At 65.9% G+C, this 25,986-nt stretch carries 33 protein-coding genes; 31 read left to right on the top strand and 2 right to left on the bottom strand.

Features of this window, described 5'->3' with window-relative positions; translation table 11 throughout:
* The first annotated feature begins 43 nt into the window (after nucleotides 1-43).
* The 10 genes from IGS74_RS01000 (at nucleotide 44) to IGS74_RS00955 (ending at nucleotide 5,047) form a co-directional block, all read left to right on the top strand.
* Complete coding sequence (locus IGS74_RS01000) at nucleotides 44-520, top strand: hypothetical protein (protein ID WP_012092595.1); 477 nt, start codon at nucleotides 44-46, stop codon at nucleotides 518-520.
* A gap of 71 nt (nucleotides 521-591) precedes the next feature.
* Nucleotides 592-858 carry a DUF6117 family protein gene (locus IGS74_RS00995; RefSeq protein ID WP_012092596.1) on the top strand — a complete coding sequence of 89 codons (267 nt, stop codon included), beginning with the start codon at nucleotides 592-594 and terminating at the stop codon, nucleotides 856-858.
* Complete coding sequence (locus tag IGS74_RS00990; protein ID WP_012092597.1) at nucleotides 855-1,151, top strand: hypothetical protein; 297 nt, start codon at nucleotides 855-857, stop codon at nucleotides 1,149-1,151. The genes IGS74_RS00995 and IGS74_RS00990 overlap by 4 nt, the downstream gene beginning before the upstream one ends.
* 424 nt (nucleotides 1,152-1,575) lie before the next feature.
* Nucleotides 1,576-1,740, top strand: a complete 165-nt coding sequence (locus tag IGS74_RS00985) for a hypothetical protein (protein WP_166507195.1) — start codon at nucleotides 1,576-1,578, stop codon at nucleotides 1,738-1,740.
* A 210-nt stretch (nucleotides 1,741-1,950) separates the two neighbouring features.
* Nucleotides 1,951-2,439 (top strand): DUF6878 family protein, encoded by a 489-nt coding sequence (locus tag IGS74_RS00980; RefSeq protein ID WP_012092608.1) that lies wholly within the window; start codon nucleotides 1,951-1,953, stop codon nucleotides 2,437-2,439.
* 10 nt (nucleotides 2,440-2,449) lie between these two features.
* Nucleotides 2,450-2,830 carry a hypothetical protein gene (locus IGS74_RS00975; RefSeq protein ID WP_012092609.1) on the top strand — a complete coding sequence of 127 codons (381 nt, stop codon included), beginning with the start codon at nucleotides 2,450-2,452 and terminating at the stop codon, nucleotides 2,828-2,830.
* Nucleotides 2,831-2,869: 39 nt separating this feature from the next.
* The gene (locus tag IGS74_RS00970; RefSeq protein WP_012092610.1) at nucleotides 2,870-3,238 is read left to right on the top strand and encodes a thermonuclease family protein; all 369 of its coding nucleotides are present in this window, start codon (nucleotides 2,870-2,872) and stop codon (nucleotides 3,236-3,238) included.
* 131 nt (nucleotides 3,239-3,369) lie between these two features.
* On the top strand, nucleotides 3,370-3,927 hold the full coding sequence (locus IGS74_RS00965) for a hypothetical protein (RefSeq protein WP_039194755.1): 558 nt from the start codon (nucleotides 3,370-3,372) through the stop codon (nucleotides 3,925-3,927).
* Between the two features lie 66 nt (nucleotides 3,928-3,993).
* Nucleotides 3,994-4,410 carry a hypothetical protein gene (locus IGS74_RS00960; protein ID WP_012092612.1) on the top strand — a complete coding sequence of 139 codons (417 nt, stop codon included), beginning with the start codon at nucleotides 3,994-3,996 and terminating at the stop codon, nucleotides 4,408-4,410.
* Nucleotides 4,403-5,047 carry an antitoxin gene (locus tag IGS74_RS00955; RefSeq protein WP_039194756.1) on the top strand — a complete coding sequence of 215 codons (645 nt, stop codon included), beginning with the start codon at nucleotides 4,403-4,405 and terminating at the stop codon, nucleotides 5,045-5,047. Before IGS74_RS00960 ends, IGS74_RS00955 begins: the two co-directional genes overlap by 8 nt.
* A 17-nt stretch (nucleotides 5,048-5,064) precedes the next feature.
* On the opposite strand, the gene IGS74_RS00950 is transcribed toward IGS74_RS00955, so the two are convergent.
* Together IGS74_RS00950 and IGS74_RS00945 are read right to left on the bottom strand one after the other, a co-directional pair.
* Complete coding sequence (locus IGS74_RS00950; protein ID WP_012092614.1) at nucleotides 5,065-5,448, bottom strand: type II toxin-antitoxin system VapC family toxin; 384 nt, start codon at nucleotides 5,446-5,448, stop codon at nucleotides 5,065-5,067.
* Nucleotides 5,445-5,702 carry a type II toxin-antitoxin system prevent-host-death family antitoxin gene (locus IGS74_RS00945; RefSeq protein ID WP_028034381.1) on the bottom strand — a complete coding sequence of 86 codons (258 nt, stop codon included), beginning with the start codon at nucleotides 5,700-5,702 and terminating at the stop codon, nucleotides 5,445-5,447. The genes IGS74_RS00950 and IGS74_RS00945 overlap by 4 nt, the downstream gene beginning before the upstream one ends.
* A 161-nt stretch (nucleotides 5,703-5,863) precedes the next feature.
* On the opposite strand from IGS74_RS00945, the gene IGS74_RS00940 reads away from it, so the two are divergent.
* The 21 genes from IGS74_RS00940 to IGS74_RS00845 all read left to right on the top strand — a co-directional run bounded on the left by IGS74_RS00940 (nucleotide 5,864) and on the right by IGS74_RS00845 (nucleotide 25,983).
* On the top strand, nucleotides 5,864-6,286 hold the full coding sequence (locus IGS74_RS00940) for an antirestriction protein (protein WP_012092616.1): 423 nt from the start codon (nucleotides 5,864-5,866) through the stop codon (nucleotides 6,284-6,286).
* Between the two features lie 158 nt (nucleotides 6,287-6,444).
* Nucleotides 6,445-10,800: a strawberry notch-like NTP hydrolase domain-containing protein gene (locus IGS74_RS00935; RefSeq protein WP_192388691.1), complete on the top strand. Its 4,356-nt coding sequence runs from the start codon at nucleotides 6,445-6,447 to the stop codon at nucleotides 10,798-10,800.
* The gene (locus tag IGS74_RS00930) at nucleotides 10,800-11,843 is read left to right on the top strand and encodes a toprim domain-containing protein (RefSeq protein ID WP_192388690.1); all 1,044 of its coding nucleotides are present in this window, start codon (nucleotides 10,800-10,802) and stop codon (nucleotides 11,841-11,843) included. Before IGS74_RS00935 ends, IGS74_RS00930 begins: the two co-directional genes overlap by 1 nt.
* 338 nt (nucleotides 11,844-12,181) lie before the next feature.
* Nucleotides 12,182-13,117: a DUF2493 domain-containing protein gene (locus IGS74_RS00925; RefSeq protein WP_012092619.1), complete on the top strand. Its 936-nt coding sequence runs from the start codon at nucleotides 12,182-12,184 to the stop codon at nucleotides 13,115-13,117.
* Between the two features lie 160 nt (nucleotides 13,118-13,277).
* Nucleotides 13,278-13,694 (top strand): hypothetical protein, encoded by a 417-nt coding sequence (locus IGS74_RS00920; RefSeq protein WP_039194765.1) that lies wholly within the window; start codon nucleotides 13,278-13,280, stop codon nucleotides 13,692-13,694.
* 703 nt (nucleotides 13,695-14,397) lie between these two features.
* Complete coding sequence (locus tag IGS74_RS00915; protein ID WP_012092621.1) at nucleotides 14,398-14,799, top strand: single-stranded DNA-binding protein; 402 nt, start codon at nucleotides 14,398-14,400, stop codon at nucleotides 14,797-14,799.
* 232 nt (nucleotides 14,800-15,031) lie between these two features.
* Nucleotides 15,032-15,283, top strand: coding sequence for a helix-turn-helix transcriptional regulator (locus IGS74_RS00910; protein ID WP_012092622.1), 252 nt, complete (start codon nucleotides 15,032-15,034; stop codon nucleotides 15,281-15,283).
* 93 nt (nucleotides 15,284-15,376) lie between these two features.
* A complete protein-coding gene (locus tag IGS74_RS00905) occupies nucleotides 15,377-15,655 on the top strand; it encodes a DUF2285 domain-containing protein (protein WP_082016221.1) in 279 nt (92 codons plus the stop codon).
* 112 nt (nucleotides 15,656-15,767) lie between these two features.
* Nucleotides 15,768-16,076 carry a DUF6499 domain-containing protein gene (locus tag IGS74_RS20160; protein ID WP_073469400.1) on the top strand — a complete coding sequence of 103 codons (309 nt, stop codon included), beginning with the start codon at nucleotides 15,768-15,770 and terminating at the stop codon, nucleotides 16,074-16,076.
* Nucleotides 16,030-16,539 (top strand): DUF2285 domain-containing protein, encoded by a 510-nt coding sequence (locus tag IGS74_RS00900; RefSeq protein ID WP_197057540.1) that lies wholly within the window; start codon nucleotides 16,030-16,032, stop codon nucleotides 16,537-16,539. Before IGS74_RS20160 ends, IGS74_RS00900 begins: the two co-directional genes overlap by 47 nt.
* A gap of 139 nt (nucleotides 16,540-16,678) precedes the next feature.
* A complete protein-coding gene (locus IGS74_RS00895; protein ID WP_039194768.1) occupies nucleotides 16,679-16,960 on the top strand; it encodes a helix-turn-helix domain-containing protein in 282 nt (93 codons plus the stop codon).
* Between the two features lie 18 nt (nucleotides 16,961-16,978).
* The gene (locus tag IGS74_RS00890) at nucleotides 16,979-18,154 is read left to right on the top strand and encodes a replication initiator protein A (RefSeq protein WP_039194769.1); all 1,176 of its coding nucleotides are present in this window, start codon (nucleotides 16,979-16,981) and stop codon (nucleotides 18,152-18,154) included.
* Nucleotides 18,151-18,804: a ParA family partition ATPase gene (parA, locus tag IGS74_RS00885; RefSeq protein ID WP_012092628.1), complete on the top strand. Its 654-nt coding sequence runs from the start codon at nucleotides 18,151-18,153 to the stop codon at nucleotides 18,802-18,804. The genes IGS74_RS00890 and parA overlap by 4 nt, the downstream gene beginning before the upstream one ends.
* Nucleotides 18,801-19,544: a site-specific DNA-methyltransferase gene (locus IGS74_RS00880; RefSeq protein WP_039194770.1), complete on the top strand. Its 744-nt coding sequence runs from the start codon at nucleotides 18,801-18,803 to the stop codon at nucleotides 19,542-19,544. The genes parA and IGS74_RS00880 overlap by 4 nt, the downstream gene beginning before the upstream one ends.
* Nucleotides 19,541-19,795 carry a hypothetical protein gene (locus tag IGS74_RS00875; RefSeq protein WP_039194771.1) on the top strand — a complete coding sequence of 85 codons (255 nt, stop codon included), beginning with the start codon at nucleotides 19,541-19,543 and terminating at the stop codon, nucleotides 19,793-19,795. Before IGS74_RS00880 ends, IGS74_RS00875 begins: the two co-directional genes overlap by 4 nt.
* Entirely contained in the window at nucleotides 19,792-20,277 is a 486-nt protein-coding gene (locus IGS74_RS00870) for a DUF2840 domain-containing protein (protein WP_012092631.1), read from the top strand. Before IGS74_RS00875 ends, IGS74_RS00870 begins: the two co-directional genes overlap by 4 nt.
* Entirely contained in the window at nucleotides 20,274-20,819 is a 546-nt protein-coding gene (locus IGS74_RS00865; protein ID WP_012092632.1) for a S26 family signal peptidase, read from the top strand. The genes IGS74_RS00870 and IGS74_RS00865 overlap by 4 nt, the downstream gene beginning before the upstream one ends.
* 68 nt (nucleotides 20,820-20,887) lie before the next feature.
* Nucleotides 20,888-21,223, top strand: a complete 336-nt coding sequence (locus tag IGS74_RS00860) for a DUF736 domain-containing protein (protein WP_012092633.1) — start codon at nucleotides 20,888-20,890, stop codon at nucleotides 21,221-21,223.
* Nucleotides 21,224-21,225: 2 nt separating this feature from the next.
* Nucleotides 21,226-21,990 carry a lytic transglycosylase domain-containing protein gene (locus IGS74_RS00855; RefSeq protein ID WP_012092634.1) on the top strand — a complete coding sequence of 255 codons (765 nt, stop codon included), beginning with the start codon at nucleotides 21,226-21,228 and terminating at the stop codon, nucleotides 21,988-21,990.
* A gap of 243 nt (nucleotides 21,991-22,233) precedes the next feature.
* Complete coding sequence (locus IGS74_RS00850; RefSeq protein ID WP_037092212.1) at nucleotides 22,234-23,973, top strand: VirD2 family relaxase/mobilization nuclease; 1,740 nt, start codon at nucleotides 22,234-22,236, stop codon at nucleotides 23,971-23,973.
* Nucleotides 23,974-23,997: 24 nt separating this feature from the next.
* Nucleotides 23,998-25,983, top strand: coding sequence for a conjugal transfer protein TraG (locus tag IGS74_RS00845; protein ID WP_012092636.1), 1,986 nt, complete (start codon nucleotides 23,998-24,000; stop codon nucleotides 25,981-25,983).
* Nucleotides 25,984-25,986 lie beyond the last annotated feature (3 nt).

Below are 25,986 nucleotides of genomic sequence, written 5' to 3'. Positions count from 1 at the left end.
GCCCGGCATCTCGCCGGGCCGCTTTCGTTTCAGGAGCAAGATCATGTCCGCTTCCCTCATTTTCGACATTGCGCCTCTCGGCTCGCTCGTGGCCTATAGCGACGGCCAGCCGAAACCGCCCGCACGTTTCACCAAGAAGCTCGCCGCGTGGAAATCCCGCAACGGGGCCGGTCGCCTCGTGCGCAAGGAACCGGGCCGCGAGCGCCCGACCTACACGACGCCGCCGTCCTTCACCCTGCATGAGGGTGATTTCGGCGAAGGCGGCATCATCCTCATCACCATCATGCGCAGCTACGGCATCGACAGCGATCTGAGCTTCCGGGTTGTCGAACGCCCGAAGATCGGTCAGGTCCGTGTTGTGCAGGATGTCGGAGAGAACGTCGAATTGCTGCACCTCGCGGAGAACCACGAGGCGGCCGAACTCTGGCTAGCCAGGAACGGCTACAGCCGCGCGCGCCTCGAGGAGATCACCGCCGACGAGGCAGGCGCCGATGCCGTCGAGGGTCGAGCTGCCGCGTGACCATCGCCGATCCCGTTCATCCGGCCCGCTTGTCCCGTGACGGCGGGCCTTCTTCGTTTCAGGAGAACACAATGGCCATTCCCGATCCCGTTCGAACGAACTTCGACACTCTGCTTCGTGCTGCCGATGACGGCAATCTCGCCCTTATGGAATGCCTCGACGCCGCGACCCGTGAGACACGCTATGTCCTGTGCGCGGTCGGCCGCGACGGGGGTGATTACGTCTTCACGCCGTTCGGCCATCTCGCAAGCGGCAACCCCTATGACGCCTATCTGCCGCCGGATCCCGACGATCCTGCCGGCTTTGTCGAGAAGGCCGAAGATGGGGGCGCATCATGATGACGGTCGATGAAATCTTCGCCGATGACCGCCGCAATCCGCCATCGGAGCGCTCGCTTCCCTGGGAGGAAACCCGCAACGGCGTCACCGTCATCGTGGAACCGAAACCGCATTGGGCCGAGGACATGCGCGCCTTCCGGCTCGATGCCCGCGAATACTGCCGCTATGCCGACTGGACGGCCCATGGCGCCCGGACGCGCTTTTTCGGTCATATCGACACCTCCGGCGACGATGTGATGATGAAGGCCCGCGCCATGATCGCCCGCGAAATCGCCGATGGGTTCTGGGACTGACCGGCCCTGAAAGCCGAACCTTGCACACGGGGCTATCGGGTATCGCTGCACAAGCAGCGATGGATCGAGTTCGAGCTTCACCATTGCGCCAACTCCTTGGTGTTGTGGGGGCAACGGGTTCCGTCCCCGGCCTGAAACACACCCTGAATATCCGCCGGCAACGAGGCTGGCGCAGCAAAGCATCTGCGACGGGTTTCCGGCACCGGCTCGACGCAAAGCACCATCCCCCGCTTCCATTCGCTAACCTTGGTCCGACCGTCTCTTTGCATTCAACCCCGGTGGGGTCGGCTTACGCGCGCGTGCCGCCCTCGGGGATTCGGAAAGAATCCGAACGCCCGAGGGTGATTGCAGATCCGGTCAGACACTTCGGGCGCCTGTCGCGCGGGGGATGGTCCCCCGCCTCCAAAGACAGGAGCCGGAACCCATGTCCTACGCAGATGCCACCGCTTTCGCCGCCAGCCTCGCCACCACGCTGATGGTCGTGATCGTCGTGTTCCAGGCCGGGGACGGCACCCACGGCGCCATGCCCGCCGACGAGTTCGACGGCGACGAAGAGATGGTGAAGCTCGAACTCGATCCCTTCGGCTGAGGCGCGAAAGCGCCTCCGCCCGACGGCCCGGCCCGCGTCAGGCGCAGCCGGGCCTTGTGCCATGCGCAGGCTGCGCATCGCCAGCGGCGGTGCCGAGGCCTCGCCTCGGCTCTGGAAAGGGAGAGTTGGGCCGGGATCGGGGCGAGCCTGGCGGAAGGAGAGGAGAGCGCCGCCGGGCCATATCATCCCGCTCTCCTGGAGGATCATCCAATGACCGATACCGACAAACCAGCCACGCCGGAATTCGACATGGCCGCCAGCGTCGCGCGCTTCTTCGCCGAGCGCGATGAGCGCAACCGTCGCGCTGAAGCGGTCCGTCCCGACAACAAGACGGCGCTGTTCGATGCGCTGGCCGCCGCAGGCATCACTCTCGTGACCGTCACCTTCGACGGTTCTGGCGACAGCGGCCAGATCGAGGACATCACCGCGCAATCGGACGACCGGACCGTGGACCTGCCGCAGGGCGAGATCACCATTGCCACGGTGGCATGGGGAACCGACAAGGTGACCGCAATCTCAATGGGCGTTGAGGCGGCCATCGAACAGCTCGCCTATGACTTCCTCTCGGAAACCCATGGCGGCTGGGAGAACAATGATGGCGCCTATGGCGAGTTCAGCTTCGATGTGGCGGCGCGCACCATCACGCTCGACTACAACGAGCGCTACACCGCCACCGAATTCTACAGTCACGAGTTCTGAGGGGGCGGAAATGGCACATCCCTATCATCATGCGCTCTCGTCGGTGAAGAAATGGGGCGGCACGGTCGAGGATTACTTGCCCATCCATAGCTGGTTCGATGCCAGCAAGGAGATCCTGGCCGATTTTCGTCATCGCGCGCTTCGCCACCATGCCGAGGGCATCTTCATGGCCGAGACCATTTTCGGGGCGACGATCACCCTGTCCACCGGCAGGGTGATCCCGGCCCGATGGGTCGGGGAGCAGCATGTCCGCGAGGATCTGGGCCGTATCCCGTCCTTCGCCGATTGGGCGCGGGCAATCCACCCGGCGCCTTGGATGGGGCGGACGCAGCGGATCGAGGCGGAGGTCGATCCGCATTGCGTCAATGGCCGACTTCAGGAAGAAGTCTGAGCAGTCGCGTCAGCCTCCCCCTTATGAAAGCCTCTTGCCATGCTCAGCCATATCGTCATCTCCGTCCTGCTCTGCACGGCTTCCTGCGAACCGGCGGAAATCCGCGTCTGGGACGGTGACTCGATCCGGCTGGGTATGGGACAGCAGTCCGAAGCTGTTCGGATATTCAACATCGACGCTCCCGAAATGGAGGGCCGCTGCATCCATGAAACCGACCTTGCCCGGCAAGCGAAGATCAGGCTGGCGGAAATCCTGCAAGGTCGGCGGGTCGAAATCCTGCGTCAGGGGACCGACCGCTATGGCCGGACCCTGGCGGCGATACGCGTCGAAGGCCGCGATGTCGGCGATATTCTCGTCGATGAAGGGCTGGCGAGAACCTGGGCCGGGCGGCGTGAGCCCTGGTGCTGATCGCCGGATCGTCCCGCCGAGGTGCGGGACGATCCACCGTCGGGACGGGAGAGTAAGAGTGCGGGCCGGTTGGCCGTGACGGATTGTGAGGCGGGAGAGGGGCTTCCGCCGTCCGTCGCGGAGCATTCCCCATGAGCCTTTCCCACCACACCACTTTCGCCTCGATCGGCGAAATTGTCGCGCGACAGATCCTGCCCCGGCTGCGTCATGCCCAGAAGCTGCCGCTGCGCATCTCCTGCATCGGTATCGCCAGCGATGACGAAAGCGATGACGTCGGCGGCTTCGACCGCACGCTCGTCATCGGCCAGTGCCAATCCCCCGAAGAGGCGCTGATCATCGCCAGCCAGCGCGTTGCGCGCGGTGATTTCCGCGTTGGACAGGGCGATGCGCTGCGCTTTCGCCCCCGCGTCATGGTCATTCAGGACAACGAACTGGGCCTTGTCCTTGCCGGTGAGGTCCGGGCCGGGATCGTGCTCTGGCAGCATCCGGTCGCCTCCGACGCCGAGGCTCGCCGCACCGTCACGGAGGCCAGCCGTCTGCGGGGCATGGCCTTCACGGCATCCGGGCGCGGCGATGCGGTATCGGCTCGTGATCTCCGCCACCGCGCCAGCCTGCTCGAGGCGCGGCTGGTCGATCCCTTCTGGCGCGAGACGACTGCCGATCTGCTGCGGCTGCCACAAGCTGCCTGACCTGTCGCCCCTTTCCATCCACTAGGCCCGGCCCCGCGCCGGGCCTTCTCGTTTCAGGAGCCTGACATGGCCGACTACTTCACCCATTTCTCCTGCCTGCTCGACGTGGGCAGCCCCGAGAACGCCGCCCGCGCGCTTGATCTCTACAACGCGCTGGCGCGCGAAAACGCCGCCGAAGATCCGCCCTCGGACGGCTTCATGCTTTCGATCCAGCCCGAACATGGCGGCACCCAGCTCTGGATGCGCGATGACGGCACCGGCGATCCCGAGCATGTCATCCAGTTCGTCAAACGCTGTGCCGCCGCGTTCGGCCTGACCGGGCTATGGGGGATGCAATACGCCAATACCTGCTCACGTCCGAGAATCGACGGGTTCGGGGGCGGCGCGCATGTCCTCGACCTCGCCACCGGCGAGACGGTGGACTGGATCTACACCGACGGTTGGCTTTCCACCGTTCTGGACGGGGGCGACCCCAATGCCTGACGTCATCGAAACCACGGTCTATCGGCTCGACGAGCTTTCCGAAGCCGCGAAAGACAATGCCCGCGCCTGGTATCGCGAGGGCGGCTTCGACTACGATTGGTACGATGCCGTCTATGAGGATTTCCGGCGGATCGCGGACATCCTCGGCATCCGCATCAAGACCCGCACCGTCCGCCTCATGGGCGGCGGCGTGCGACAAGAGCCTTGCATCTGGTTTACGGGCTTCTGGTCGCAGGGCGATGGCGCCGCGTTCGAAGGCCACTATTCCTATCGCAAAGGCACGGCGGCGGAAATCCGTACCTATGCGCCGAAGGATGTGGAGCTGCACCGCATCGCGGATGCCCTGCACCAGGCGCAACGCCGCAACTTCTACCAGTTGACCGCCGAGGCGACCCATCGGGGGCGATACTATCACGAATACTGCATGGCGATCTCGGTCACCCGCGACAGCCCGACCTGGCAGGACATGACCGCCGATGCCGAGGAGACCGTCATGGAGGCATTGCGCGATCTCGCCCGTTGGCTTTATCGCCAGCTTGAGCGCGAATACGACTACCTGACTTCGGATGAGGCGGTCGATGAGGCCATCGTTGCCAACGAATACAGCTTCACAGTTGATGGAAAGCGCTTCGGCTGAAACCCTTCTGCGCTGCCTCACAGAACCGACAGCAGGTCCGTCCGTGAGAAGTCGTCGCCGACGAAGAGCAACGGGCAGCCGCGTTCGCTGGCGACCTCATAGGCGAAGCAATCCCCGTAGTTGAGTCCGGCGGGATGAACGCCCTTGCCCCAGCGGGCATAGGCTTCGGCGATCCTGCGTGCCGAGGCTTCAGTGACGGAGACCACCTCGAACCCAAGGCCCTCGACCAGGGCGGCGATCTCTTCACCGACATTGCGCCGCCCGGCGACGATCAGCGCCTCGGCCACTGTTCCGGCCGAGATCAGCAGGCCGTCTGCCGCCTCGATCGCCACCATGCAGGTCTCGGCCTGCGGCTCGTCCAGCACGATGGCCATCAGCGCCGAGGTATCGACGGCGATCATGCCGGCATCCCGTCATCCCCGTAGAGGAAATCCTGGCTGCGCGCGGCAGCCGCGCCGGGCAATGCCTTGCCCCGCGCCGTGGCCCGGACCCGCTCCATCAGCGCGCGCCGGCCTTTCGGGGTCGCCACCACGGCAACCGGCACGAGGCGGGCGACCTCGTGGCCCCGCCGCGTCAGGATCACCTCGTCGCCGGCTTCGGCCCGCTTCACCAGTTCGGTGAGCTGCCCCTTCGCCTCGGTGACAGAAACCCTCATCGCATATCACTCCAGATGTTCTCCGCTATTCTGCACAAGATGGTCCAGATAATGGTCCACTTCAAGCCCCCAGAGCGAAAGGACGGCCGGGAACAGGTGCCCCCGGACGGGTTGAGAGAGGGTCGTCCGGCAGGTGCCCCTTTCCCTCTCGGAGACCGATCATGGCTTTGCCCGAACTTGCTTCCCAATCCGCAATCCGCGTCCCCGACGAGCGCCGCATGGACTTCCTGCCGCGCCTTTTTGGCCGGCGCCTGCTCATCATCGGCGAGCATACCGTCTTTCGCTTCATGGAGATACTCAGCCCCGGCGATTACGGCGGCGGGCTCTGGGATTTCTACGAACGCGCCGGCCAGCCGCTCTATCTCGCGCCGACCTCAAAGCCCCGTTGCCGCCTGTTCTGCGAAGGCAACGGCTTCGAGGGCGAGGTCTCAAGCGATGCCGCCGGGATCATCGCCACGCTCTTCGCCTTCTCGCATCTTTCCTTCCGCTACGATGACGACGAACTCGCCGAGGGCTATGGTCGCCTCTACGAGCATGCCGCCGATCACGCGGAGGCGGCGGCGATTTTCCAGGCCATCGACTGAAACCCACAAGCGCCCAGCCTGACGGTCGGGCGCTTGTTTCATGCCTGCTTTCGCCACGGCTTCAGAGCGAGAGATGGGCCGGAAGGGGTTTGAGCCGGTGCGGTCGAGAGAGAGCGCTGCCCGGCTTGATCCTGACTTGCTCTCCCGAGGAATCCCCGATGAACATGATTTCCGCATCCGCGGCGGCATCCGCCACCGCGCCGCTTCCGTTCGACCATGACGCTGAGACCGCGGCCTGCGTTTTCACCGCTGCCGGTCTGCTGCTGCCGCATCTGGAACGCGGTCAGCGTGTCGACGCCGCCACGCTGCGCGGCGCCATGGAGGCCGCCTTCGGCACGTCCGATGCCACCGGCGCTTGGGACTGGAAGACCGCCTATGATGCCTGCGAGGCGGCGACCGTCCTCTTCCTGCGCAAATACGGCAATGCACTTTTCCGCAAAGCCGGGTCTCCGTCGGCAATCCTGCCGCAGCTTACGAAAATTGCCGGGCTCCTGCCGACCCACACCCGGCGTTCCGAGGAAGCGCAGACCTTCCAGCAGTTCTCCACCCCGATCCCTCTCGGCTTCGCTGCGGTGACGGCGGCGGCGATCACGCACGCCGACCGCGTGCTGGAGCCCTCGGCCGGCACCGGGCTCCTCGCCATCCTGGCCGAGATCGCCGGCGGTGCGCTGCTCGTCAACGAACTGGCCGAGGTCCGCGCCGGCCTGCTTTCCTCCCTCTTTCCGGCCCTGTCCGTCACCCGCTTCGACGCCGCCCAGATCGACGATCATCTCGATCCCGGCCTGATCCCGACAGTGGTGCTGATGAACCCGCCGTTCTCGGTCATGGCCCATGTCGAGGGCCGCGTGGCTGATGCCGCCTTCCGCCATGTCGCCTCGACGCTGGCGCGCCTTGCGCCCGGCGGGCGGCTCGTCACCATCACCGGCGCGAGCTTCGCCCCCGACAATCCGGCCTGGACGGCTAACTGGAAACGGCTGCAGGAGCGCGGCCGCGTGGTCTTCTCGGCCGTCATCGATGGATCGGTCTATGCCAAGCACGGCACCACCATCGACACGCGGCTGACCGTCATCGACAAGCTGCCCGCCGAAGACCCGGCGGTGTTCCCGGCAGCGCCCGGTGTGGCGTCGGATGTTGCCACCCTGATGGGCTGGCTGGCGGAGCAGCTTCCGGCCAGGCTTCCCGTCGATCCCGGCCTGGCCGTGCCGGTGGCACGACCGACCGCGCCGCGCACCGTGCGCGGCTATGTCAACCGCGCCGCGCGATCCGCGCCCGACGCGCCCCTTGCGGAACCGGAGGCCGTGCCGGTCGCCTACGAGATCGTGGATTGGGAACCGGCCGAGGGCGGCCGCCTCTCCGACGCGATCTACGAGGAATACGGTCTTCAGACCATCCGCATCGCCGGGGCGCAGGCGCATCCGACCCAGCTCGTGCAGTCGGCCTCGATGGCGAGCATCGCGCCGCCGAAGCCGAGCTATCGTCCGGTGCTGCCCAAAGACATTCTCGGCAGGCTGTCCGAGGCGCAGTTGGAGACGGTGATCTATGCCGGCGAGGCCCATATGGGATTCCTCGCCGGGGCTTGGACGGTGGACGACACGCTCGACAATCTTGCTGCCACGCCGGAGGACGCCAAGGGCGCCGTCCGCTTCCGCCAAGGGTTCATGGTCGGCGATGGCACCGGCGTCGGCAAGGGCCGGGAATCCGCAGCGATCATCCTCGACAACTGGATGCAGGGGCGGCGCAAGGCGGTCTGGATCTCGAAGTCCGACAAGCTGCTGGAGGATGCGCAGCGCGACTGGTCGGCGCTTGGCATGGAGCGGCTGCTGGTCACGCCGCTGTCGCGATTCCCGCAAGGCGCAAAGATCACCCTGAACGAAGGCATCCTATTTCTAACCTATGCCACGCTGCGCTCCGACGACCGCGGAGAAAGGATTTCCAGGGTCAGGCAGATCGTCGAATGGTTGGGTTCCGACTTCGATGGAGTGGTGATTTTCGACGAGGCGCACGCAATGGCCAATGCCGCAGGAGGCAAGGGAGAACGCGGCGATGTCGCCGCCAGCCAGCAGGGCCGTGCCGGGCTGCGCCTCCAGCACGCCCTGCCGCAGGCCCGCGTGGTCTATGTCTCGGCCACCGGCGCCACCACCGTCCACAATCTCGCCTATGCGCAGCGGCTCGGTCTCTGGGGCGGCGAGGATTTCCCATTCTCGACCAGGGCGGAGTTCGTCGAGGCGATCGAGGCCGGCGGCGTCGCGGCGATGGAGGTGCTGGCGCGCGACCTGCGGGCGCTTGGCCTCTACACCGCCCGCTCGCTGTCCTTCAAAGGCGTGGAATACGAGTTGCTCGACCACGAACTGACCCCTGAACAGGTCCGCATCTACGACAGCTATGCCGATGCCTTCGCCATCATCCATAACAATCTCGATGCGGCGATGCAGGCCGCCAACATCACCGGCGGCGAGGGCGGGTCCGGCACGCTGAACCGGCAGGCCAAGTCCGCCGCCCGCTCGGCCTTTGAGAGCGCCAAGCAGAGGTTCTTCGGGCACCTGTTGACGTCGATGAAAACCCCGACGCTGATCCGGTCCATCACGGCCGATCTGGAAGCGGGACATTCTTCCGTCATCCAGATCGTCTCGACCGGCGAGGCGCTGATGGAACGGCGGCTGGCAGAGATCCCCACCGAGGAATGGGGCGATCTGAAAATGGACCTGTCGCCGCGCGAGTATGTCCTAGACTACCTCGCTCATTCCTTCCCGGTGCAGCTTTATGAGCCGTTCACGGATTCGGAGGGCAACCTGTCGTCGCGCCCGGTCTATCGTGATGGCCAGCTGGTCGAGAGCCGCGAGGCCGCGGCCCGGCGCGACGAGATGATCGCCAACCTCGCCAGCTTGCCGCCGGTTCCCGGCGCGCTCGACCAGATCATCCAGCATTTCGGCACCGACACGGTGGCGGAGGTCACGGGCCGCTCGCGTCGTATCGTCTGCAAGCGCGGCGGCGGCGTTACCATCGACCGGCTCGTCGTGGAAAGTCGCGCCGGTTCGGCCAACCTGGCCGAGACGCAAGCCTTCATGGACGATCAGAAGCGGGTGCTGGTGTTCTCCGATGCCGGCGGCACCGGGCGCAGCTATCACGCCGAACTGTCAGCGAAGAACACCCGGCTGCGCGTCCATTACCTGCTCGAAGCCGGCTGGAAGGCGGACGCCGCCATCCAGGGCCTTGGCCGGACGCATCGCACCAATCAGGCGCAGCCGCCGCTGTTCCGGCCGATCTCGACCAATGTGAAAGCCGAGAAGCGCTTCCTCAGCACGATTGCCCGCCGCCTCGACACTTTGGGCGCGATCACGCGCGGCCAGCGCCAGACCGGCGGCCAGGGCCTGTTCCGGCCCGAGGACAATCTGGAAAGTCCCTACGCCCGCGACGCGCTGCGCCAGCTCTATCTCCTGCTGGTGCGCGGCAAGGTCGAGGGATGTTCGCTCGAACGCTTCGAATCCGCCACCGGGTTGAAACTGATGGACGCGAACGGCATCAAGGACGAGCTGCCCGCCATCACGACTTTCTTGAACCGGCTGCTGGCGCTGACCGTCGAGCTTCAGGGCGTTCTCTTCAGCGCTTTCGAGCAGCTTCTGACCGCGCGGATCGAGGGCGCCATCGCGTCCGGCATCTATGACGCTGGGCTGGAGACGCTGCGCGCCGAGAGCTTCACCGTCACCGACCGTCAGGTGATCTACACCCATCCCCGCACCGGGGCCGAGACCAGCCTGCTGACGATCACCGAACGCAAGCGCAACCGGCCCGTCATGCTCGATGCCGCCCTAGCGGAACTCGACGATCCGCGCGCGAAGCTCCTGATCAACGGGCGCTCAGGCCGCGCGGCGGTGCAAATCCCCACCACCAGCGTCATGCTGGACGATGGCGAGATCGAGCGCCGCGTCAGGCTGATCCGGCCGATGGAAGCACACAATATCCCCATCAGGATGATGGGCGAGACCCATTGGGTCGAGGCCGACCGGGACGCATTCGCTGCGGCCTGGAATGCGGAACTTGCGGAGGTGCCGGAGTTCGCAGACAGCACCCTGCATATGGTGACGGGCTTGCTGCTGCCGATCTGGAAACGGCTGCCGAACGAGTCCACCCGCGTCTATCGCCTCCAGTCTGACGCGGGCGAGCGCATCATCGGCCGCAAGGTCTCCCCGGCCTGGGCCGCGAACGCGACCACGACCGGCATCGCGAAGGTCACGCCGAAGGATGCTTTCGCGGCGCTGATGGAAGGCCGGACGATCCTCGATCTCTCCGAGGGCCTCCAGCTTCGCCGGGTCCGCGTCATGGGGGTGAACCGCATCGAGCTTTCCGGCTTCACCGACACCATGCGCCAGCGTCTCACGGCATACGGCCTCTTCCACGAGATCATCTCCTGGAAGCTGCGCATGTTCGTGCCAGTCGATGCCAGCGGACCCGCCGTGCTGGCCAAGCTCTTCGACCGCTGGCCGGTCGAGCGCATCGGTGAACGGGAGGCAGCCTGATGCCGCGTCACGACGCCTCCGAACTGGCGACCCGTCTCGGCCGAGAGGCCGAGGCGGTCTGCCGCCACTATCTCTCGTCCGGCCACCGCGCCGGGCGATATTGGCTGGTCGGCGATGTGCAGAACACTCCTGGCCGCTCGATGTTCGTGCGCCTGACCGGCCCGGGTTCCGGCAAGGGCGCGGCGGGGAAATGGACCGACATGGCCACCGGGGAGCATGGCGATCTGCTCGACGTCATCCGCGAGGCGCTTGGCCTTGTCGACTTCAAGGAAGTGGCCGAGGAAGCGCGCCGTTTCCTTGCCCTCCCGCATCCTGAACCGGAGAAGACGAGGACGCCGACCGGCAGCACATCCAGCAGCGTGCCCGGTTCGCCTGAAGCGTCGCGCCGCCTCTTCGCCATGGCGCAGCCGATCCACGGCACCCTTGCGGCGATCTACCTCAACGGGCGGGCGATCACCTCCCTCTCGGACACCACCGCGCTGCGCTACCATCCGAGGTGCTACTATAGACCCGACGAGTCTTCACCCACCGAGATCCGGCCGGCACTCGTTGCCGCCGTCACCGATCTTGCGGGCCAGCAGACCGGCGCGCATCGCACCTGGCTCGCCCCGGAAGGTTCCGGCAAGGCGGCTGTCGAAACACCGCGGCGGGCGATGGGCGTCCTTCTCGGGCACGCTGTCCGCTTCGGAACCGCCGCTGAGGTTCTCGCCGCCGGCGAGGGCATCGAGACCGTGCTGTCGCCCCGTCAGGTTCTGCCCCGCATGCCGATGCTGGCGGCGCTTTCGGCCGCTCACCTCGCTGCCATCCTGTTCCCGCCGTCGCTGCGCCGGCTCTATGTCGTCAGGGATCGCGACCCGGCCGGGGACGGTGCAAGAGACGGCCTGGCCGCCAGAGCAGAGAGCCTCGGGATCGAGGCGATGTCGCTCACGCCGCTCAACGGCGATTTCAACGATGATCTGCGACGCCACGGCGCCGATGCCCTCCGGGCGCGTCTGAAGGATCAGCTTCATCCTGAAGACGTCCGCCGGTTCATGGAGAGGTGAGGTCGTGATCGGTCCCGGAGGCGCGGCCCAGCGTCATCCTCTGCCGGTTTCAGTCTTTCGCCATCGGCAGGTGCATCCATCGTCGGAGAGTCCCGCGCCCACGGCCTTCGGAGAGGGCGATCGGCGCACAAACGGGCCGGGCAGGCAATGGCCGGGTTTGGACTATTTTCCGCCGGCGGGGACGAACCCCGCCTTTGCATCGCGAAAGTCAAAATAGCCCACCCCCGGCCATCAAGGCCCTCGCGGAGCGGGCGAGGGCTGCCAACCCGTCCCGCCCGTGCGCTTCGACGCCTGCGAAGGCCGCGATGGGCGCGGTCTCCAGACGAAGGACGCTCCCGATGACGAACGAAACCTATTCCGCAGGCGACGAGCCGGTCCACACCTCCTCCCAGACCGATCACACCCTCACCGAACTCCAGCTCTACGGCTGGCGCCCGTTCCAGGACGAACCCGATCCGAGGCCGCTGCCCGAGGGCAACACCGTCGCCGCCGCCGTCACCGACATCTTCGACGCCCTCGTCGCGACGCTCGGCGACACCCGCTTAGAGCCCGACCTCGAAGAGCTGCTCTGGGGGACCGTCAATCTCTTCCACCGCGCCACCGGCCGGGTGGAGCGCGATCTCGACGACAACGAGCAGGCGCAGCGCCGGCTTCAGCGGGAACAGGACGGCAGCGAGGTCAAGTCGGTCGAACTCGAACGCCTCACGGCCGAGGGGCAGACCCTGATCGAACGGCGCGCCAGCATGGAACTCTTCCGCGACCTCGCGGCCGAGGCTTTCGAGCACCACACCGGCAGTGCCTGGCGGCCGCGCAGCGGCTCGATGGTCAACCATCGCAACCTGACCGCCGCGATGATCGACAGCCGCGACTTCCTTGCCGCGAAGCGCCGGGCCGAGACCGAGGTGATGCTGCCCGCCGGCCCGAAGGTTGCCGTGACTGGCGGCGCGGACTTCAACGATCACCGCCTGATCTGGGCGAAGCTCGATCAGGTCCATGCCAAGCACCCCGAGATGGTGCTGCTGCACGGCGGGTCGCCGAAGGGAGCCGAACTGATCGCTTCCCGTTGGGCAGATCACCGCAAGGTGCCCCAGGTCGCCTTCCGGCCCGACTGGACCAAGCACGCCAAGGCGGCGCCGTTCAAGCGAAACGATGCCATGCTGGACGTGCTGCCGGTCGGCGTCCTCGTCTTCCCCGGCACCGGGATTCAGGAGAATCTCGCCGACAAGGCCCGCAAGCTCGGCATCCCGGTCATGAAGTTCGACGGCGGCGCGTAAGCGCCGCCGCCTGGCGGCTTTCGGCCGCCGATACTTGACAAGATGCAAGGCCGCGCCTTTGATGGAACATCCTTGCAGAACCGGCGAAGCAGCATAGTCGCAGGCGGAGCGCATCTCCCGGCAGCCTGTCGTGATCCCCAACCGTTCTCTGGAGGTTTCCATGACGCTGATCCTGCTCGCCATCTCGCTCACCATCGCGGCCTGCGTGATCGCCTGGAATCTCGCGATCTATGCCTTGCCCGTCATGGCAGCCATCACGGCCGCGCAATATGCCTGGGGCGCGGGCGCCGGGGTCGTGATGTCCGGCCTCATGGCCATCGGCGCCGCCGTGCTCTCGATCGCGCTTGTGATCGTGACTCTTGGCTTCGCGAAGAACCCGGCCCTGCGGCTCATTGCGCTCGCTCTCTTCGCCGTGCCCGCCGTCATCGCCGGCTATGCCCTTGTCTATGGCATCACCAAGAACGCCATCGACTCGGGGCTGGTTCTCAACCTGTTCGGCGGCATGGGCGGTCTCGTCATCGGCATCTCGGCCATCGTCAATCTGAACGCCCTCGGCGAGTCGGTGTTCTCGCGCTGAAACGGCAGACGCGATCAGCCACTTCTGAGGAAGGCCGGCAGCTTGCGCCGCCGAGCCCCGGTCGTTTCGCCCAAGACGGAAAAGCAGTTCGTCGCAGCATGTCACCATCGCACCCGGTCTGCTTCTCGCGGCGCTTGAAATGGTCTGCGGTGCGAACCGTGGTCCCGTGCGGTCGATGCCCCGCTGCATCGGTCCACGTCGTTTCGTGGGGCCTTCGCGAACACCTTCCTTGTCCCTTCACGATGCTGAGGGACCGAGCCTTTGGCCGATGAAGCAGGGCGGCGCCATACCGGACCTGAGAACCCGATAGCCTGTCCGATCACATCGCGGATGACATGGCCTTCCGGCGGCGGACACGACGGTGACCGGCAAAGACGGTTGAAGGAGTGCCATGCCGGTGGTCTCGGTTCGCATGGGGGCCTGCCTGGTCGCTGTCGCCAGCAAGGACGATGGTTCTGCTGTGCGTCCCCGATCTGCTTTCGAAAGCACCATCCCTCCGCCTGACTGATCCCCTAAGTCCGTTCGGCTTCCACCAGCAACCCCCGCGGCTCCCAGCCGTGTTGCCGCGCAAACGCGGCTGCCCGCCCCACCTGGGGCCTTGGGGGCAAGCTGCAGCAAGGGCGGCAGTTGCAGGAGTCTTCCGACGGCCTTGGCCGGGTCTCGTCGGAGGGACGGTCCCTCCGAGGAGCAACGGAGACCTACAATGCAGAACATCGTCATCCTCGCCGGCAACATCGGCCAGGCCCCCGAAACCCGCACCACCCAGGGCGGCACCGGCATCACCCACTTCACCCTGGCCACCTCGCGCCCCCGCTATTCGGAAGGCCGCGTCCTGCGCGACGAGAACGGCTATCGGGTCCAGGACACCGAATGGCACCGCATCACCTGCTTCAACGGCCTCGGCAAGACGGTCCAGCAGCATTGCGACAAGGGCATGAAGGTTCTGGTTCGCGGCCGCATCCACTACACGAAATGGACCGATGCCGCCGGGGTCGATCGCTACGGCTGCGAGATCATCGCCGAGACGGTCGATTTCCTGAGCCGGGCGAAGCAGACCCAGAACGACGACGGCAAGTTCATCGACGACGATGACATTCCGTTCTGATCGGGAACCCGAGGCCCGGCGGCGCAAGCCGCCGGGTTTCCCTCCTGCTTCACCGGATCGCGCCCGCCGCTTCTGGCAAGGTCCAGCGACCGAATCAGACGGGCATGGACGGGAGCGTCGTCTCTCTATCCTTGATAATTGCACCTGAATTTCGGCTGGTGCTCACAGCGAGAACGACTATTATAGCCGTAGTTCTGGAGTGCGTGCGTATCCCGGTGGGAGGTGATCATGTATGATCACCGCTCGCCAATCTCGGGCTGCGCGCGCGTTACTGGGATGGACACAGGAGACGCTCGCCGACAAGGCCCAGGTCGCATTGACCGCACTCAAACGCCTCGAATCCCAAAGCGGGCTCGAGGTGTTCGAGTCCACCCGCGACCAGGTGCGCCGCGCTCTCGAAGCGGCCGGGATCGTTTTCTTGTCGACGGATAAGGGCGAGGGCGTGTTGCTGCAACACGATACGGTCAACACCGACAAACGGTGAAACAGCGGCCAGCGTGATGTCAGGTTCTCGTCAAAAGGAATGGCTGTCTTCCGCCGAAGATGGTTAACAAATACGTTACCCAAACGTGAGCGAATGATGGGACGCCCGACACAGACTTTCCTCGACAAGCCACCGTCCAGCCAGACGCTGACGTCCTATGATCGCGAGCATATGAAACTCTACATGCGCCTGCTCGATGCCGAGCGTGATGGCGCCGATTGGCGCGAAGCTGTGCAGGTTCTCTTTGGCCTCGATCCCGAACATGACCCCGAGCATTGCCGGTCCATCCATGACGCTCACCTCGCCCGCGCGCACTGGATGACCGAACACGGCTACCGCGAGCTGGTCCGCGAAAGCCAGCGCAATTCCTGACGCGTGATGCGTGCCGCGCATCACCTGTTGACCATCGCCTGACTTCCTCAATTCAACGCGTGCGGGAATCCTGACCCTTCTCAATTCGTTTGAGTAGACCCGGGAGGCCGCGATGACCCCTGACGCATCGACTTGGCGTTCGTCGGCGCAATACGACCATCTGGATGAACTGACGGCATCCGATCTGGCCTGGGAATGGCTGCGCCGCAATGACGATTATGACGCAGATTTTGAAGCCTCAATTGCCGACCATGGAGACCCCCAACCGCTGACCGAACGGATCCGGCAGCGATGGGGGTTGCGATTTCCCTGTCGATCCGTTGGTCCCGCCACCCGATGCGCCGGTCTTTTGGCTCCCGGCGGAGGACACAAGTGTGGTGGTGCTGACCGGGGTCCCTTCGGAACTTGGCGACAGCGCTGACGTCACTCCGCAGAACTGGCGCATCGACTACGCGGTCGAGAATGCAGGTGCGGAGTTTCACTTTCCGCTCGGCAACGGGCAGAAGCTCCAGATTTTCGACGGTGCCATCAAGGGGGACGCGATCGCGGTCGCCATCGTCCCTCTCAGCCTCGCCGGTTTCGACCGGATCGAGGCCATTCAACGCTTCCTTTCGGCCCTGCATGGTCGCGCGATCCCGCCGGATACGCGCCTGACACGCCAGCAACGCGCACGCCTCCGACGGATGCTGCGGGCCTTCGATGGCCATCGGGCCGGCGTCACGCAGCAGGAGATCGCGCGGGTTCTTCTGAACACCGGCCGGCTTGAGCGGGACGAATGGCAGGCGTCCTCGGCCCGTCATGCCATCAAGGCACTCCTGCGCGACGCCCGTTCCATGGTCGCCGGCGGTTATCGGAAACTCCTTCGTCATCGCCGCCCACGATAACGCGATCCTTTGCCCTGATGGTGGGCGATTTCGATACCCCCCAACTTCGCCCTGCAACTCGCCGCTCTTCCTGCGCCACCGTGGTCATTGCCCGCCGCTGATCCGCAGCGGCCGCTTGCAACCCCACGGAGGCCCGATCATGCCACATGAACCCGTCGTCCTGCCGCCGCGTTTTCTACGGACCAAGGAGGCCGCGACCTTTCTCAGCCTCTCGGCCCGGACCCTCGAAAAGCACCGCACCTACGGAACCGGGCCTGCCTATCGCAAGCTCGGCGGCCGTGTGGTCTATGCCATCGACGATCTCGAGGCCTGGACCGAGCGCGGCGCGGTGACCTCCACCTCCGATCCGCGTGGCTCAGTGCTGCCCGCCAAGCGTCAGTCGCTTCCGTCCGGCCCGCAGGCCGGTCGTTACGCCCGCTGATCGCAGCCGGTTCCCTTCATGACGGTGCGACGCCGATCCCTTTCTGAGCGCGGGCAGCTCGACCTGTTCCGGGCGCTCCCCGGCGACTTCGCGCCACGAGACGCGCAGGATCTCATGGCCTATCCCTTCTTCTCCCTCGCCAAGTCGAAGCGCATCGCGCCCATCGACTTCGCTGCCGGCAGCGTGACCATCCGGGTCGAGGCGGTTCCCGATCATGGCATGGCCACGATCTGGGACGCCGACATCCTGATCTGGGCCGCGAGCCAGATCGTCGAAGCCCGCGATGCCGGGCTTCGCACCTCCCGGCTGATGGCCGCCACGCCCTATGAGATTCTCACCTATGTCGGGCGCGGCACGTCGCTTCGCGACTACCAGCGGCTGAAGGCGGCGCTCGACCGGCTGCAATCGACCACGATTTCCACCTCGATCCGCCAGCCGACCGAAGGCCGCCGTCATCGTTTCTCGTGGATCAACGAATGGCAGGAGCGCACCGACCGCAACGGCCGACCCGACGGCATCGAGATGATCGTGCCGGACTGGTTCTACCAAGCCGTCCTCGACGATGCGCTCGTGCTGACCATCGACCGGACCTATTTCGATCTCACCGGCGGCCTCGACCGCTGGCTCTACCGCCTGGTGCGCAAGCACGGCGGCCGCCAGCGCGATGGCTGGCGGTTCGATTTCCGTCACCTTCACCAGAAATCCGGCAGCCTGTCGCCGTTCAAGCGCTTCGCCTTCGAGCTGCGCGACATCATCCGGCGCCAGCCTCTGCCGGGCTATTCGCTGTTTCTCGAAGCTGAGGTTGGCGGGCGGATGCTGCTGGCCTTCGAGCCGGTCGCGCCCTGTGGAAAACCTGTGGATGGCCTCGTGCTATCAGGAACCCGGACTATCGTGCTATCGGGAACCGGAGGCTCGTGCTATCAGGAACCGAAACCGGGCTTAACACCCGGAACCCATTCAGGAAATCGCGCCCTTAACTTAGAGTCTAACAAAGAGTCTAACTTTGAAGAGCGCGCGCGCGATGTGGAAAACCTCATCCGCGACACCGCCAGAAGCCTTGGTAGAGCCGCTAAGAAGAGGGCATCCGACGCCCCGGCATCGCCTCGACCGGCATCTGATCGAGGCGCAACCGAGGCTCCTGAATCTGCAGAAAGACCCCGCCTGCCTCTCGATCTGCCGGGGGGGTGCAAATGATCATCGCGCTCCTCAACCAGAAGGGCGGTGTCGGCAAGACGACGCTGGCGCTGCATCTTGCCGGTGAACTGGCTCAGGGTGGCAAGCGCGTCACCCTGATCGACGCCGATCCGCAAGGCTCCGCCCTCGACTGGTCGCAACAACGCGCGCGTGAGGGCCTGCCACGCGCCTTCGGCACCGTTGGCCTGGCCCGCGACACGCTGCATCGCGAAGCGCCCGAACTCGCCCGCGATGTCGATCGCATCGTCATCGACGGGCCACCGCGCGTCGCCGGCCTCATGCGCTCCGCGCTGCTCGCCGCCGATCTCGTGCTGATCCCGGTGCAGCCATCGCCGTTCGACGGCTGGGCTTCGGCGGAGATGCTCGCCCTCCTGGCGGAGGCGCGCATCTACCGGCCCCAGCTCGTTGCCCGCTTCGTGCTCAACCGCTGCGGTGCCCGCACCGTCATCGCCCGCGAGACCGCCGAGACGCTGGCGGACCACGATCCTCCCGTGCTCACCAGCGCCATCGGCCAGCGCGTCGTCTTCGCCGACGCCGCGCAGACCGGGCGGCTCGTCCGCGAGATCGGGCGCCGATCACCCGCCGCGCGCGAGATTGCCGCCCTGGCCGCCGAGATCGGCCTGCTGGGGATCGGGAGGGTATCGGCATGACGATCCTTACCGGCGACTGCCGCGAAGAAATGCCCTGGCACGCACCCTACGACATGATCATCGCCGATCCGCCCTATGGCGACACTTCGCTCGCCTGGGATCGGCGCGTCGAGGGCTGGGTCGTGCTGGCGCGCGCCGCCCTCAGGCCGACCGGCTCGCTCTGGGTCTTCGGCTCGCTGCGCAGCTTCATGGCGACCGCCGACCGCTTCACTGACGCCGGCTTGCGGATCGCGCAGGAGATCGTCTGGGAAAAGCAGAACGGCACCGGCTTTCATGCCGACCGCTTCAAGCGGGTGCATGAACTGGCCGTCCAGTTCTATCCCGCCGAGACCGCTTGGCGTGACATCTACAACGACGTCCAGACCACGCCCGACGCGACGGCCCGCACGGTGCGGCGCAAGCAGCGCCCGCCCCATACCGGCCAGATCGACGCCGGCCATTATGTCAGCCATGACGGCGGGCCGCGCCTCATGCGCTCGGTCATCTACCTGCGCAACTGCCACGGCCGCGCCATCCATCCGACCGAAAAGCCGTCGGCGCTCCTGGAGATCCTGATCCGCACGAGCTGCCCCGAAGGCGGCCTGGTCGGCGACTGGTTCGCCGGTTCCGGCGCGGTCGGGGAAGCCTGCCGGCTTTCCGGCCGGCGCTATCTCGGCTGCGAGATCGACCCCGACATGGCCGAGTGCGCGCGGGCGCGCATCGCCACCGTGCTGCCATTCCATGACGGAATTTCGTCATGACGGCGCGCACCGAGAAGCGCAGCTTCGCTACGCGCCCGGCCGATCCCGATAGCTGGATCAAGGCCGGCGACGCGCCGCCAAAGCGCACGGATACCGCCGACGCCTATTCGGCGCGGCTGACCGTGGACATCACGCCGGCGCTGCGCGGCCGCATCAAGATCGCGGCCTTCCAGCGCGGCATCACCGTCGCCGACATGCTGCGCGACCTGCTGGCGCGCGAGTTTCCCGACATAGGGGGAGACCGCCCATGATCGGCATCGACGCCCATGACGGCGATCTGACCCGCGCGGAACTGACCTGGGTGGAAGGCAAGACCGAATACTGGATCAGATTCGGCCATGCGACTGGTGAGCAGATCCTCGATCGCAACCGGCGTGTTGTATTCTTCCATCCCGGCACGGTGTTTGCGTTCGTCCGCTGGGCGGCGAACGACCACGGCACGATCATTTCGCGCCTCGACATCCTGCGCGCGGTTGCGCCGGGCCAGTCCTATCAGACGCTGCCCTTCGTCCGTCCAGGCGGCGAAATCCTGCTGAAGATCGAAGGCTGGCCGAAGGTCGAGGCTGTCCTTCGCCATGTCGACGGGATCGAGGCCATAGGTGTCGATCCGGCCCAAGTCGATCCCGATCATTGGCGGCACGTCTCCCACTGGATAAACGCAGGCGAAGCGCCGCGTCCCTACACCGCGGAGCGTCATCAGGCATGGCTCTGGCGGCGGGAGATCGCCCCATGACGCGCTTTCGCTATGTCATGGTGACGACGGTTGCCACGCTCGGGATCGCCTTTGCCGGATTCGTTCCGACTGCGCCAAGGCTGGTCTGGAACGCATCGGCCAGCGTGCCGATCGGGTTCTATACTGTCGCACCCGACGACCGGATCGCGGTGCCCGATCTGGTCGCCGTCATCCCACCCGAACCCTTCGCCTCGTTTATGGTCGAGCGCGGCTACGTCGCACGCGACGTGCCGCTTCTGAAGCACGTTCTCGGCCTGCCCGGACAGCGCCTGTGCCGCGATGGCCGCGCCATTATCGTCGACGGCGTTCCGCTCGGCGAGGCGCGCGACCACGACAGCTTCGGCCGAGACCTGCCGGTCTGGCAGGGCTGTCGCGTCATCGCCGAGGGCGAAGTGTTCCTGATGAACCCGGACGTCGGCGACAGCCTCGACGGCCGCTATTTCGGCCCGTTCCCCGCCTCGGCGGTGATCGGCCACGCGATCCCGCTTTTCACCGACGAAGACGGCGAGGGCCGCTTTGTCTGGCGCGCGCCGATGCGGTGACAGCGCGTCCAGAGCGGGGCCGTTGAGCCGTCCCGCGTCTTCTCCACCGCATAGGAAAGGAGCCTTCCATGGCACAGATCGGCCAGTTTACCCGCACCCCGTCCGGCTATTCCGGGCGACTCCGCACGCTCTCGCTGGACGTCGAGCTGACCTTCACGCCGTCGGAAAATGCGGACGCCGACAAGGCGCCTGCCTATCGCATCCATCTCGGCGATGAGTATGGGCCGGAAGTCGGCGCAGGCTGGAAACATTCCGGCGAGCGCGCGGGACCGTTCGTCTCCGTGCTTCTCGACGATCCAGTTTTCCAGCAGCCGATCCGCGCCCGCCTGTTCCAGTCGGACGAAGACGGCCGCGACTGGGGCTTGCACTGGACCCGCCAAAAGAAGCGCGACGAGCAGGAGTGATCATGGTCACGTCCTGCATCCGTCCCGCCTCGGGGAGATGTGGCGCCCGCCGCCGCATCCTCCTCCTTCTTCTTTCCGGCCTGTTCGTCACAGCCATTGCCCCGCTGCCCGGCCTGGCGCAGATCGCCGTGATGGGTCGTGCCGTCGCCGTGCATCCGCACGGCGCCCATATCGAAGAGGCTTCGCAGCGGTTCGGCATCCCGGCGGCATGGATCATCGCCGTGATGCAGGTCGAAAGCGCGGGCAATATGCACGCCATATCGTCTGCCGGCGCGATGGGGCTGATGCAGGTCATGCCCTCGACTTGGGCGGAGCTGCGCATCCGCCATGCTCTCGGCCGCGACCCCTTCGAGCCGCGCGACAACATCCTCGCGGGCACCGCCTACCTACGCGAGATGTGGGATCGCTACGGCAATGTTGCCGCGATGCTCGCGGCCTACAATGCCGGTCCCGGTCGCTACGATGAATACCGCGCGACGGCTCGTCCGCTGCCTGCCGAGACGCGCGCCTATGTCGCTGCTTTGACGCCGATCCTGCTCGGCGAGCGGCCTTCCGGCAGCGGCTCGACGGTCGCTCCGCCGCCCGACTGGCGCGAGGCGGCGCTCTTCGTCGCGCGTGAAATCGGCGCTTCCGCTGCCGATCCCGCGTCCCCCGACCGCACGCCGGACGATGCCCCTTCGCTCGTCCCGGCGGCACCGGACGCACTCACCGCCTTGCAGTCGGAGGGGCTGTTCGTCGCCCGCGATGCCGGTGGGGACCGGCCATGAGCAGCGGCACCGCAATTCGCATCCCATCGGGCGCTGGCGTGTCATGGAGGGCGCAGAGGGTGGCGGCAGGCACCACGACCGAAAGATGGCGAGATAAAAGGCCGCACGGTGCGGCTGTGGCGGGCGGTTGTTTTTGTTCAGGTTTCCGGCGCGTCCCGCACCGTGCGGCGCTGGCGCGCACCGTGCGCTGCGCGCTCCTCTTCCTGATTTTCCTTGATGATTTGCACCGTGCGGGGGCGCCCCATGTCCGATGACAACGAGTTCCGCATCCGTCCGGGCCGTATCCGCTCGACCCGCGCGCAACAGGCGAGGCCCTTTGTCGCCCAGGCGCTCGCCGCCGCCCAGAAAGCCGGCGGACGCGTCTCGCGCTCCGGCAAGATCACCTCGGGCAACCGCTCACGCTTCGGGCGCGGTCAGCGCGCCAGCATCCAGGCCAACCGGCTTCTCACCGGACGCTCGCGCATCGCCGTCATCAAGACCCGCGTGGTTCGCCAAACGGCACGCTCGGCTCCGCTCGGCGCACACCTTAATTATCTGCGCCGCGATGGCGTGACCCGCGACGGGGAAAAGGCGCGGATGTTCGGCCCGGAAAGGGACGACATGGATGTCGGCGCTTTCGCGGAAAAGTGCCAGGACGACAGGCATCATTTCCGCTTCATCGTCTCGCCCGAAGACGCGGTGGACATGGCCAATCTGAAGGATCACGCCCGCGAGCTGATGGGGCAGATGGAGAAGGATCTCGGCACGCGCCTCGATTGGGTCGCCGTCGATCACTGGAACACCGACAATCCCCATATCCATATCATCCTGCGCGGCCGCACCGACGATGGCCAGGACCTGGTGATTTCCCGCGACTACATCAAGGAGGGCATGCGCGCCCGTGCGCAGGATCTGGTCACGCAGGAACTCGGGCCCCGCACCGATCTGGAGATCCACCGCAATCTGGAGCGGCAGGTCGAGGCGGAACGCTGGACGCAGCTCGACCGGCAGCTTGTGCGCGACGCCGGCAAGTCCGGCATCATCGACCTTGCCCCGCTTCCCGACCGCCAGCCGGACGAGTTTCATACTCTGAAGGTGGGGCGGCTGCGAACCCTTGAAATCCGCGGGCTTGCCGAAGAGATCGGCCTCTCGCAATGGTTCATCAAGCCCGAAGCCGAAGCGGTCCTGCGTGAACTGGGCGAGCGCGGCGACATCATCAAGCGCATGCACCGTGCCCTGACCGAACGCGGCATCGAACGCGGCTCGGCCAGCTATGTCCTCGCCGGCGAAAGCCTTGACGTTCCCGTCATCGGCCGCCTGGTCGAGCGCGGCCTCGACGACGAGTTGAAGGGCACCGCTTATGCCGTGGTCGACGGCACCGACGGGCGGACCCATCACATCAAGCTGCCGCATCTCGACGCCGCCGGCGACAGTCCGCCCGGTTCCATCGTCGAGTTGCGATCCTGGGAGGACCCGCAGGGGCAGCGCCGCGTCGCGCTCGCCGTCCGCGCCGATCTCGATCTTGGTGCGCAAGTCGGCGCCTCGGGCGCGACCTGGCTCGACCGGCAGGCCATCGCCCGCGATCCGATCGCGCTGTCGGACAGCGGTTTCGGCGCTGAGGTCCGTCAGGCTCTGGACGAACGCGCTGAACATCTGATCGGCGAGGGCTTTGCCGAGCGGCAGGGCGGTCGCGTCGTCTTCGCGCGCCGGCTGCTCAGCACCTTGCGCCAACGCGAACTCGACAACCTCGGCGAGAAGCTCGCAACCGAGACCGGCATGTCCTTCGAGCGCGCAGCCAGCGGCGAATATGTCGCCGGCTCCTATCGCCAGCGTTTCGCGCTCGCCTCCGGCCGCTTCGCCATGATCGACGACGGCCTCGGCTTCCAGCTCGTGCCCTGGTCGCCCTCTCTCGAAAAACAGATCGGCCGTCACGTCTCCGGCGTAGCCCGCGATGATGGCGGCGTAGATTGGGACTTCGGGCGCAAGCGCTCCCTCGGCCTTTAGCCTCAACCAGAAAGGACCATCGCAATGTCCGCGACCAAGATCCTCTGGGGACAGATCACCATCGTCTTCCTCATCATCCTCGCCACCACCTGGGGCGCGACCCAGTATGTCGCCTCGAGCCTCGGTTATCAGGCGCAACTCGGGCCGCCCTGGTTCGTGATGTTCGGCGTGCCGATCTATTATCCGCCCGCGATCTTCTGGTGGTGGTATTTCTACGAAGCCTATGCGCCGCCGATCTTCGCCAAGGGCGGGATCATCGCGGCATCGGGCGGCTTCATCGCCATTGCCGTCGCCATCGGCATGTCGGTCTGGCGGGCGCGCGAGGCGAAAAACGTCGCCACCTATGGCTCGGCGCGATGGGCCGGGAAAGGAGAGATCAAGGCGGCGGGCCTGCTCGATCCCGATGGTGTTGTTCTCGGCCGTTACGAGAAGGACTATCTACGCCATGACGGGCCGGAGCATGTCCTGTGCTTTGCCCCGACACGTTCGGGCAAAGGCGTCGGCCTCGTCGTCCCGTCGCTGCTGACCTGGCCGGGGTCGGCCATCGTCCACGACATCAAGGGTGAGAACTGGCAGCTCACCTCCGGCTTCCGCTCGCAGCACGGCCGCGTGCTGCTCTTCGACCCGACCAACCCGAAATCCTCGGCCTACAATCCGCTGCTGGAAGTGCGCCGCGGCGAGTGGGAGGTGCGCGACGTCCAGAACATCGCCGACATCCTCGTCGATCCGGAAGGCAGTCTCGACAAGCGCAACCATTGGGAAAAGACCAGCCATTCGCTGCTGGTGGGCGCCATCCTGCATGTGCTTTACGCCGAACCCGACAAGACCCTGGCAGGTGTGGCCAAATTCCTGTCCGATCCGAAGCGCCCGGTGGATTCCACGTTGCGCGCCATGATGAAGACCGCGCATCTGGGCGAAGCGGGGCCGCACCCGGTCGTTGCCAGCGCCGCGCGCGAGCTGCGCAACAAGTCCGAGAACGAGCGCAGCGGCGTGTTGTCGACGGCGATGTCGTTTCTCGGCCTGTATCGCGATCCGGTCGTGGCCGAAGTCACACGCCGCTCCGACTGGCGCATCAGCGATATTGTGGGAGGCGATCAGCCGGTCACGCTTTACCTCGTCGTGCCGCCCTCCGACATCAACCGCACCAAGCCGCTGATGCGATTGCTGCTCAATCAGATCGGCCGTCGCCTGACCGAAGACCTGCAGGCGAACGCCGGGCGGCATCGGCTCCTTCTGATGCTGGACGAGTTTCCGGCGCTGGGCAGGCTCGATTTCTTCGAGACCGCGCTGGCTTTCATGGCCGGCTACGGTCTGAAATCATTCCTGATCGCGCAGTCGCTGAACCAGATCGAGAAAGCCTACGGGCCGAACAACTCGATCCTCGACAACTGCCATGTCCGCGTCAGCTTCGCCACCAACGACGAGCGCACGGCGAAACGGGTGTCGGATGCGCTCGGCACCGCCACCGAGATGAAGGCGATGAAGAACTATGCCGGCCATCGCCTGTCGCCCTGGCTCGGGCACCTTATGGTCTCGCGCTCGGAAACCGCGCGCCAGTTGCTGACGCCGGGCGAGATCATGCAGCTTCCCCCACATGAGGAGATCGTCATGGTGGCGGGCATCCCCCCGATCCGGGCGACGAAGGCGCGCTATTACGAGGACGCCCGGTTTCGCGAGCGCGTTCTGTCACCGCCTGAATTGAAAGGTCCCGAAGAAACGCGGCCCGACGACTGGACCAAGCTTCCGATCCCGGCGCGACCGGAAGGCGCCACGGATCACGGCGACCAGAGAACCAATGACGAAGATCCGACCGAATCCGAACGCCGATTGCAGCCTGAACTCAGCCGCGTAAAGCCCGTGGAGAAGAAAAAGCCCCTCGAGAACGAATTCGAGATCGCGCCGCCCGATGAAGTTGAGGAAGAGGCCATGCAAAATCGGCGCATGATCCGCCAGGTGCAGGGCATTGCCCGGCAGGTTGCCATGGACCCGAACGACGGCATGGAGCTGTAGCGC

Source organism: Aureimonas sp. OT7, assembly GCF_014844055.1.
Classification (GTDB): domain Bacteria; phylum Pseudomonadota; class Alphaproteobacteria; order Rhizobiales; family Rhizobiaceae; genus Aureimonas; species Aureimonas altamirensis_A.
This window is presented reverse-complemented; position numbering and strand designations above follow the sequence as displayed.

Coding starts and splice junctions, on each gene's coding strand:
- IGS74_RS01000 (WP_012092595.1), top strand. CDS start 44: ATGTCCGCTTCCCTCATTTTCGACATTGCGCCTCTCGGCTCGCTCGTG.
- IGS74_RS00995 (WP_012092596.1), top strand. CDS start 592: ATGGCCATTCCCGATCCCGTTCGAACGAACTTCGACACTCTGCTTCGT.
- IGS74_RS00990 (WP_012092597.1), top strand. CDS start 855: ATGATGACGGTCGATGAAATCTTCGCCGATGACCGCCGCAATCCGCCA.
- IGS74_RS00985 (WP_166507195.1), top strand. CDS start 1,576: ATGTCCTACGCAGATGCCACCGCTTTCGCCGCCAGCCTCGCCACCACG.
- IGS74_RS00980 (WP_012092608.1), top strand. CDS start 1,951: ATGACCGATACCGACAAACCAGCCACGCCGGAATTCGACATGGCCGCC.
- IGS74_RS00975 (WP_012092609.1), top strand. CDS start 2,450: ATGGCACATCCCTATCATCATGCGCTCTCGTCGGTGAAGAAATGGGGC.
- IGS74_RS00970 (WP_012092610.1), top strand. CDS start 2,870: ATGCTCAGCCATATCGTCATCTCCGTCCTGCTCTGCACGGCTTCCTGC.
- IGS74_RS00965 (WP_039194755.1), top strand. CDS start 3,370: ATGAGCCTTTCCCACCACACCACTTTCGCCTCGATCGGCGAAATTGTC.
- IGS74_RS00960 (WP_012092612.1), top strand. CDS start 3,994: ATGGCCGACTACTTCACCCATTTCTCCTGCCTGCTCGACGTGGGCAGC.
- IGS74_RS00955 (WP_039194756.1), top strand. CDS start 4,403: ATGCCTGACGTCATCGAAACCACGGTCTATCGGCTCGACGAGCTTTCC.
- IGS74_RS00950 (WP_012092614.1), bottom strand. CDS start 5,448: ATGATCGCCGTCGATACCTCGGCGCTGATGGCCATCGTGCTGGACGAG.
- IGS74_RS00945 (WP_028034381.1), bottom strand. CDS start 5,702: ATGAGGGTTTCTGTCACCGAGGCGAAGGGGCAGCTCACCGAACTGGTG.
- IGS74_RS00940 (WP_012092616.1), top strand. CDS start 5,864: ATGGCTTTGCCCGAACTTGCTTCCCAATCCGCAATCCGCGTCCCCGAC.
- IGS74_RS00935 (WP_192388691.1), top strand. CDS start 6,445: ATGAACATGATTTCCGCATCCGCGGCGGCATCCGCCACCGCGCCGCTT.
- IGS74_RS00930 (WP_192388690.1), top strand. CDS start 10,800: ATGCCGCGTCACGACGCCTCCGAACTGGCGACCCGTCTCGGCCGAGAG.
- IGS74_RS00925 (WP_012092619.1), top strand. CDS start 12,182: ATGACGAACGAAACCTATTCCGCAGGCGACGAGCCGGTCCACACCTCC.
- IGS74_RS00920 (WP_039194765.1), top strand. CDS start 13,278: ATGACGCTGATCCTGCTCGCCATCTCGCTCACCATCGCGGCCTGCGTG.
- IGS74_RS00915 (WP_012092621.1), top strand. CDS start 14,398: ATGCAGAACATCGTCATCCTCGCCGGCAACATCGGCCAGGCCCCCGAA.
- IGS74_RS00910 (WP_012092622.1), top strand. CDS start 15,032: ATGATCACCGCTCGCCAATCTCGGGCTGCGCGCGCGTTACTGGGATGG.
- IGS74_RS00905 (WP_082016221.1), top strand. CDS start 15,377: ATGATGGGACGCCCGACACAGACTTTCCTCGACAAGCCACCGTCCAGC.
- IGS74_RS20160 (WP_073469400.1), top strand. CDS start 15,768: ATGACCCCTGACGCATCGACTTGGCGTTCGTCGGCGCAATACGACCAT.
- IGS74_RS00895 (WP_039194768.1), top strand. CDS start 16,679: ATGCCACATGAACCCGTCGTCCTGCCGCCGCGTTTTCTACGGACCAAG.
- IGS74_RS00890 (WP_039194769.1), top strand. CDS start 16,979: ATGACGGTGCGACGCCGATCCCTTTCTGAGCGCGGGCAGCTCGACCTG.
- parA (WP_012092628.1), top strand. CDS start 18,151: ATGATCATCGCGCTCCTCAACCAGAAGGGCGGTGTCGGCAAGACGACG.
- IGS74_RS00880 (WP_039194770.1), top strand. CDS start 18,801: ATGACGATCCTTACCGGCGACTGCCGCGAAGAAATGCCCTGGCACGCA.
- IGS74_RS00875 (WP_039194771.1), top strand. CDS start 19,541: ATGACGGCGCGCACCGAGAAGCGCAGCTTCGCTACGCGCCCGGCCGAT.
- IGS74_RS00870 (WP_012092631.1), top strand. CDS start 19,792: ATGATCGGCATCGACGCCCATGACGGCGATCTGACCCGCGCGGAACTG.
- IGS74_RS00865 (WP_012092632.1), top strand. CDS start 20,274: ATGACGCGCTTTCGCTATGTCATGGTGACGACGGTTGCCACGCTCGGG.
- IGS74_RS00860 (WP_012092633.1), top strand. CDS start 20,888: ATGGCACAGATCGGCCAGTTTACCCGCACCCCGTCCGGCTATTCCGGG.
- IGS74_RS00855 (WP_012092634.1), top strand. CDS start 21,226: ATGGTCACGTCCTGCATCCGTCCCGCCTCGGGGAGATGTGGCGCCCGC.
- IGS74_RS00850 (WP_037092212.1), top strand. CDS start 22,234: ATGTCCGATGACAACGAGTTCCGCATCCGTCCGGGCCGTATCCGCTCG.
- IGS74_RS00845 (WP_012092636.1), top strand. CDS start 23,998: ATGTCCGCGACCAAGATCCTCTGGGGACAGATCACCATCGTCTTCCTC.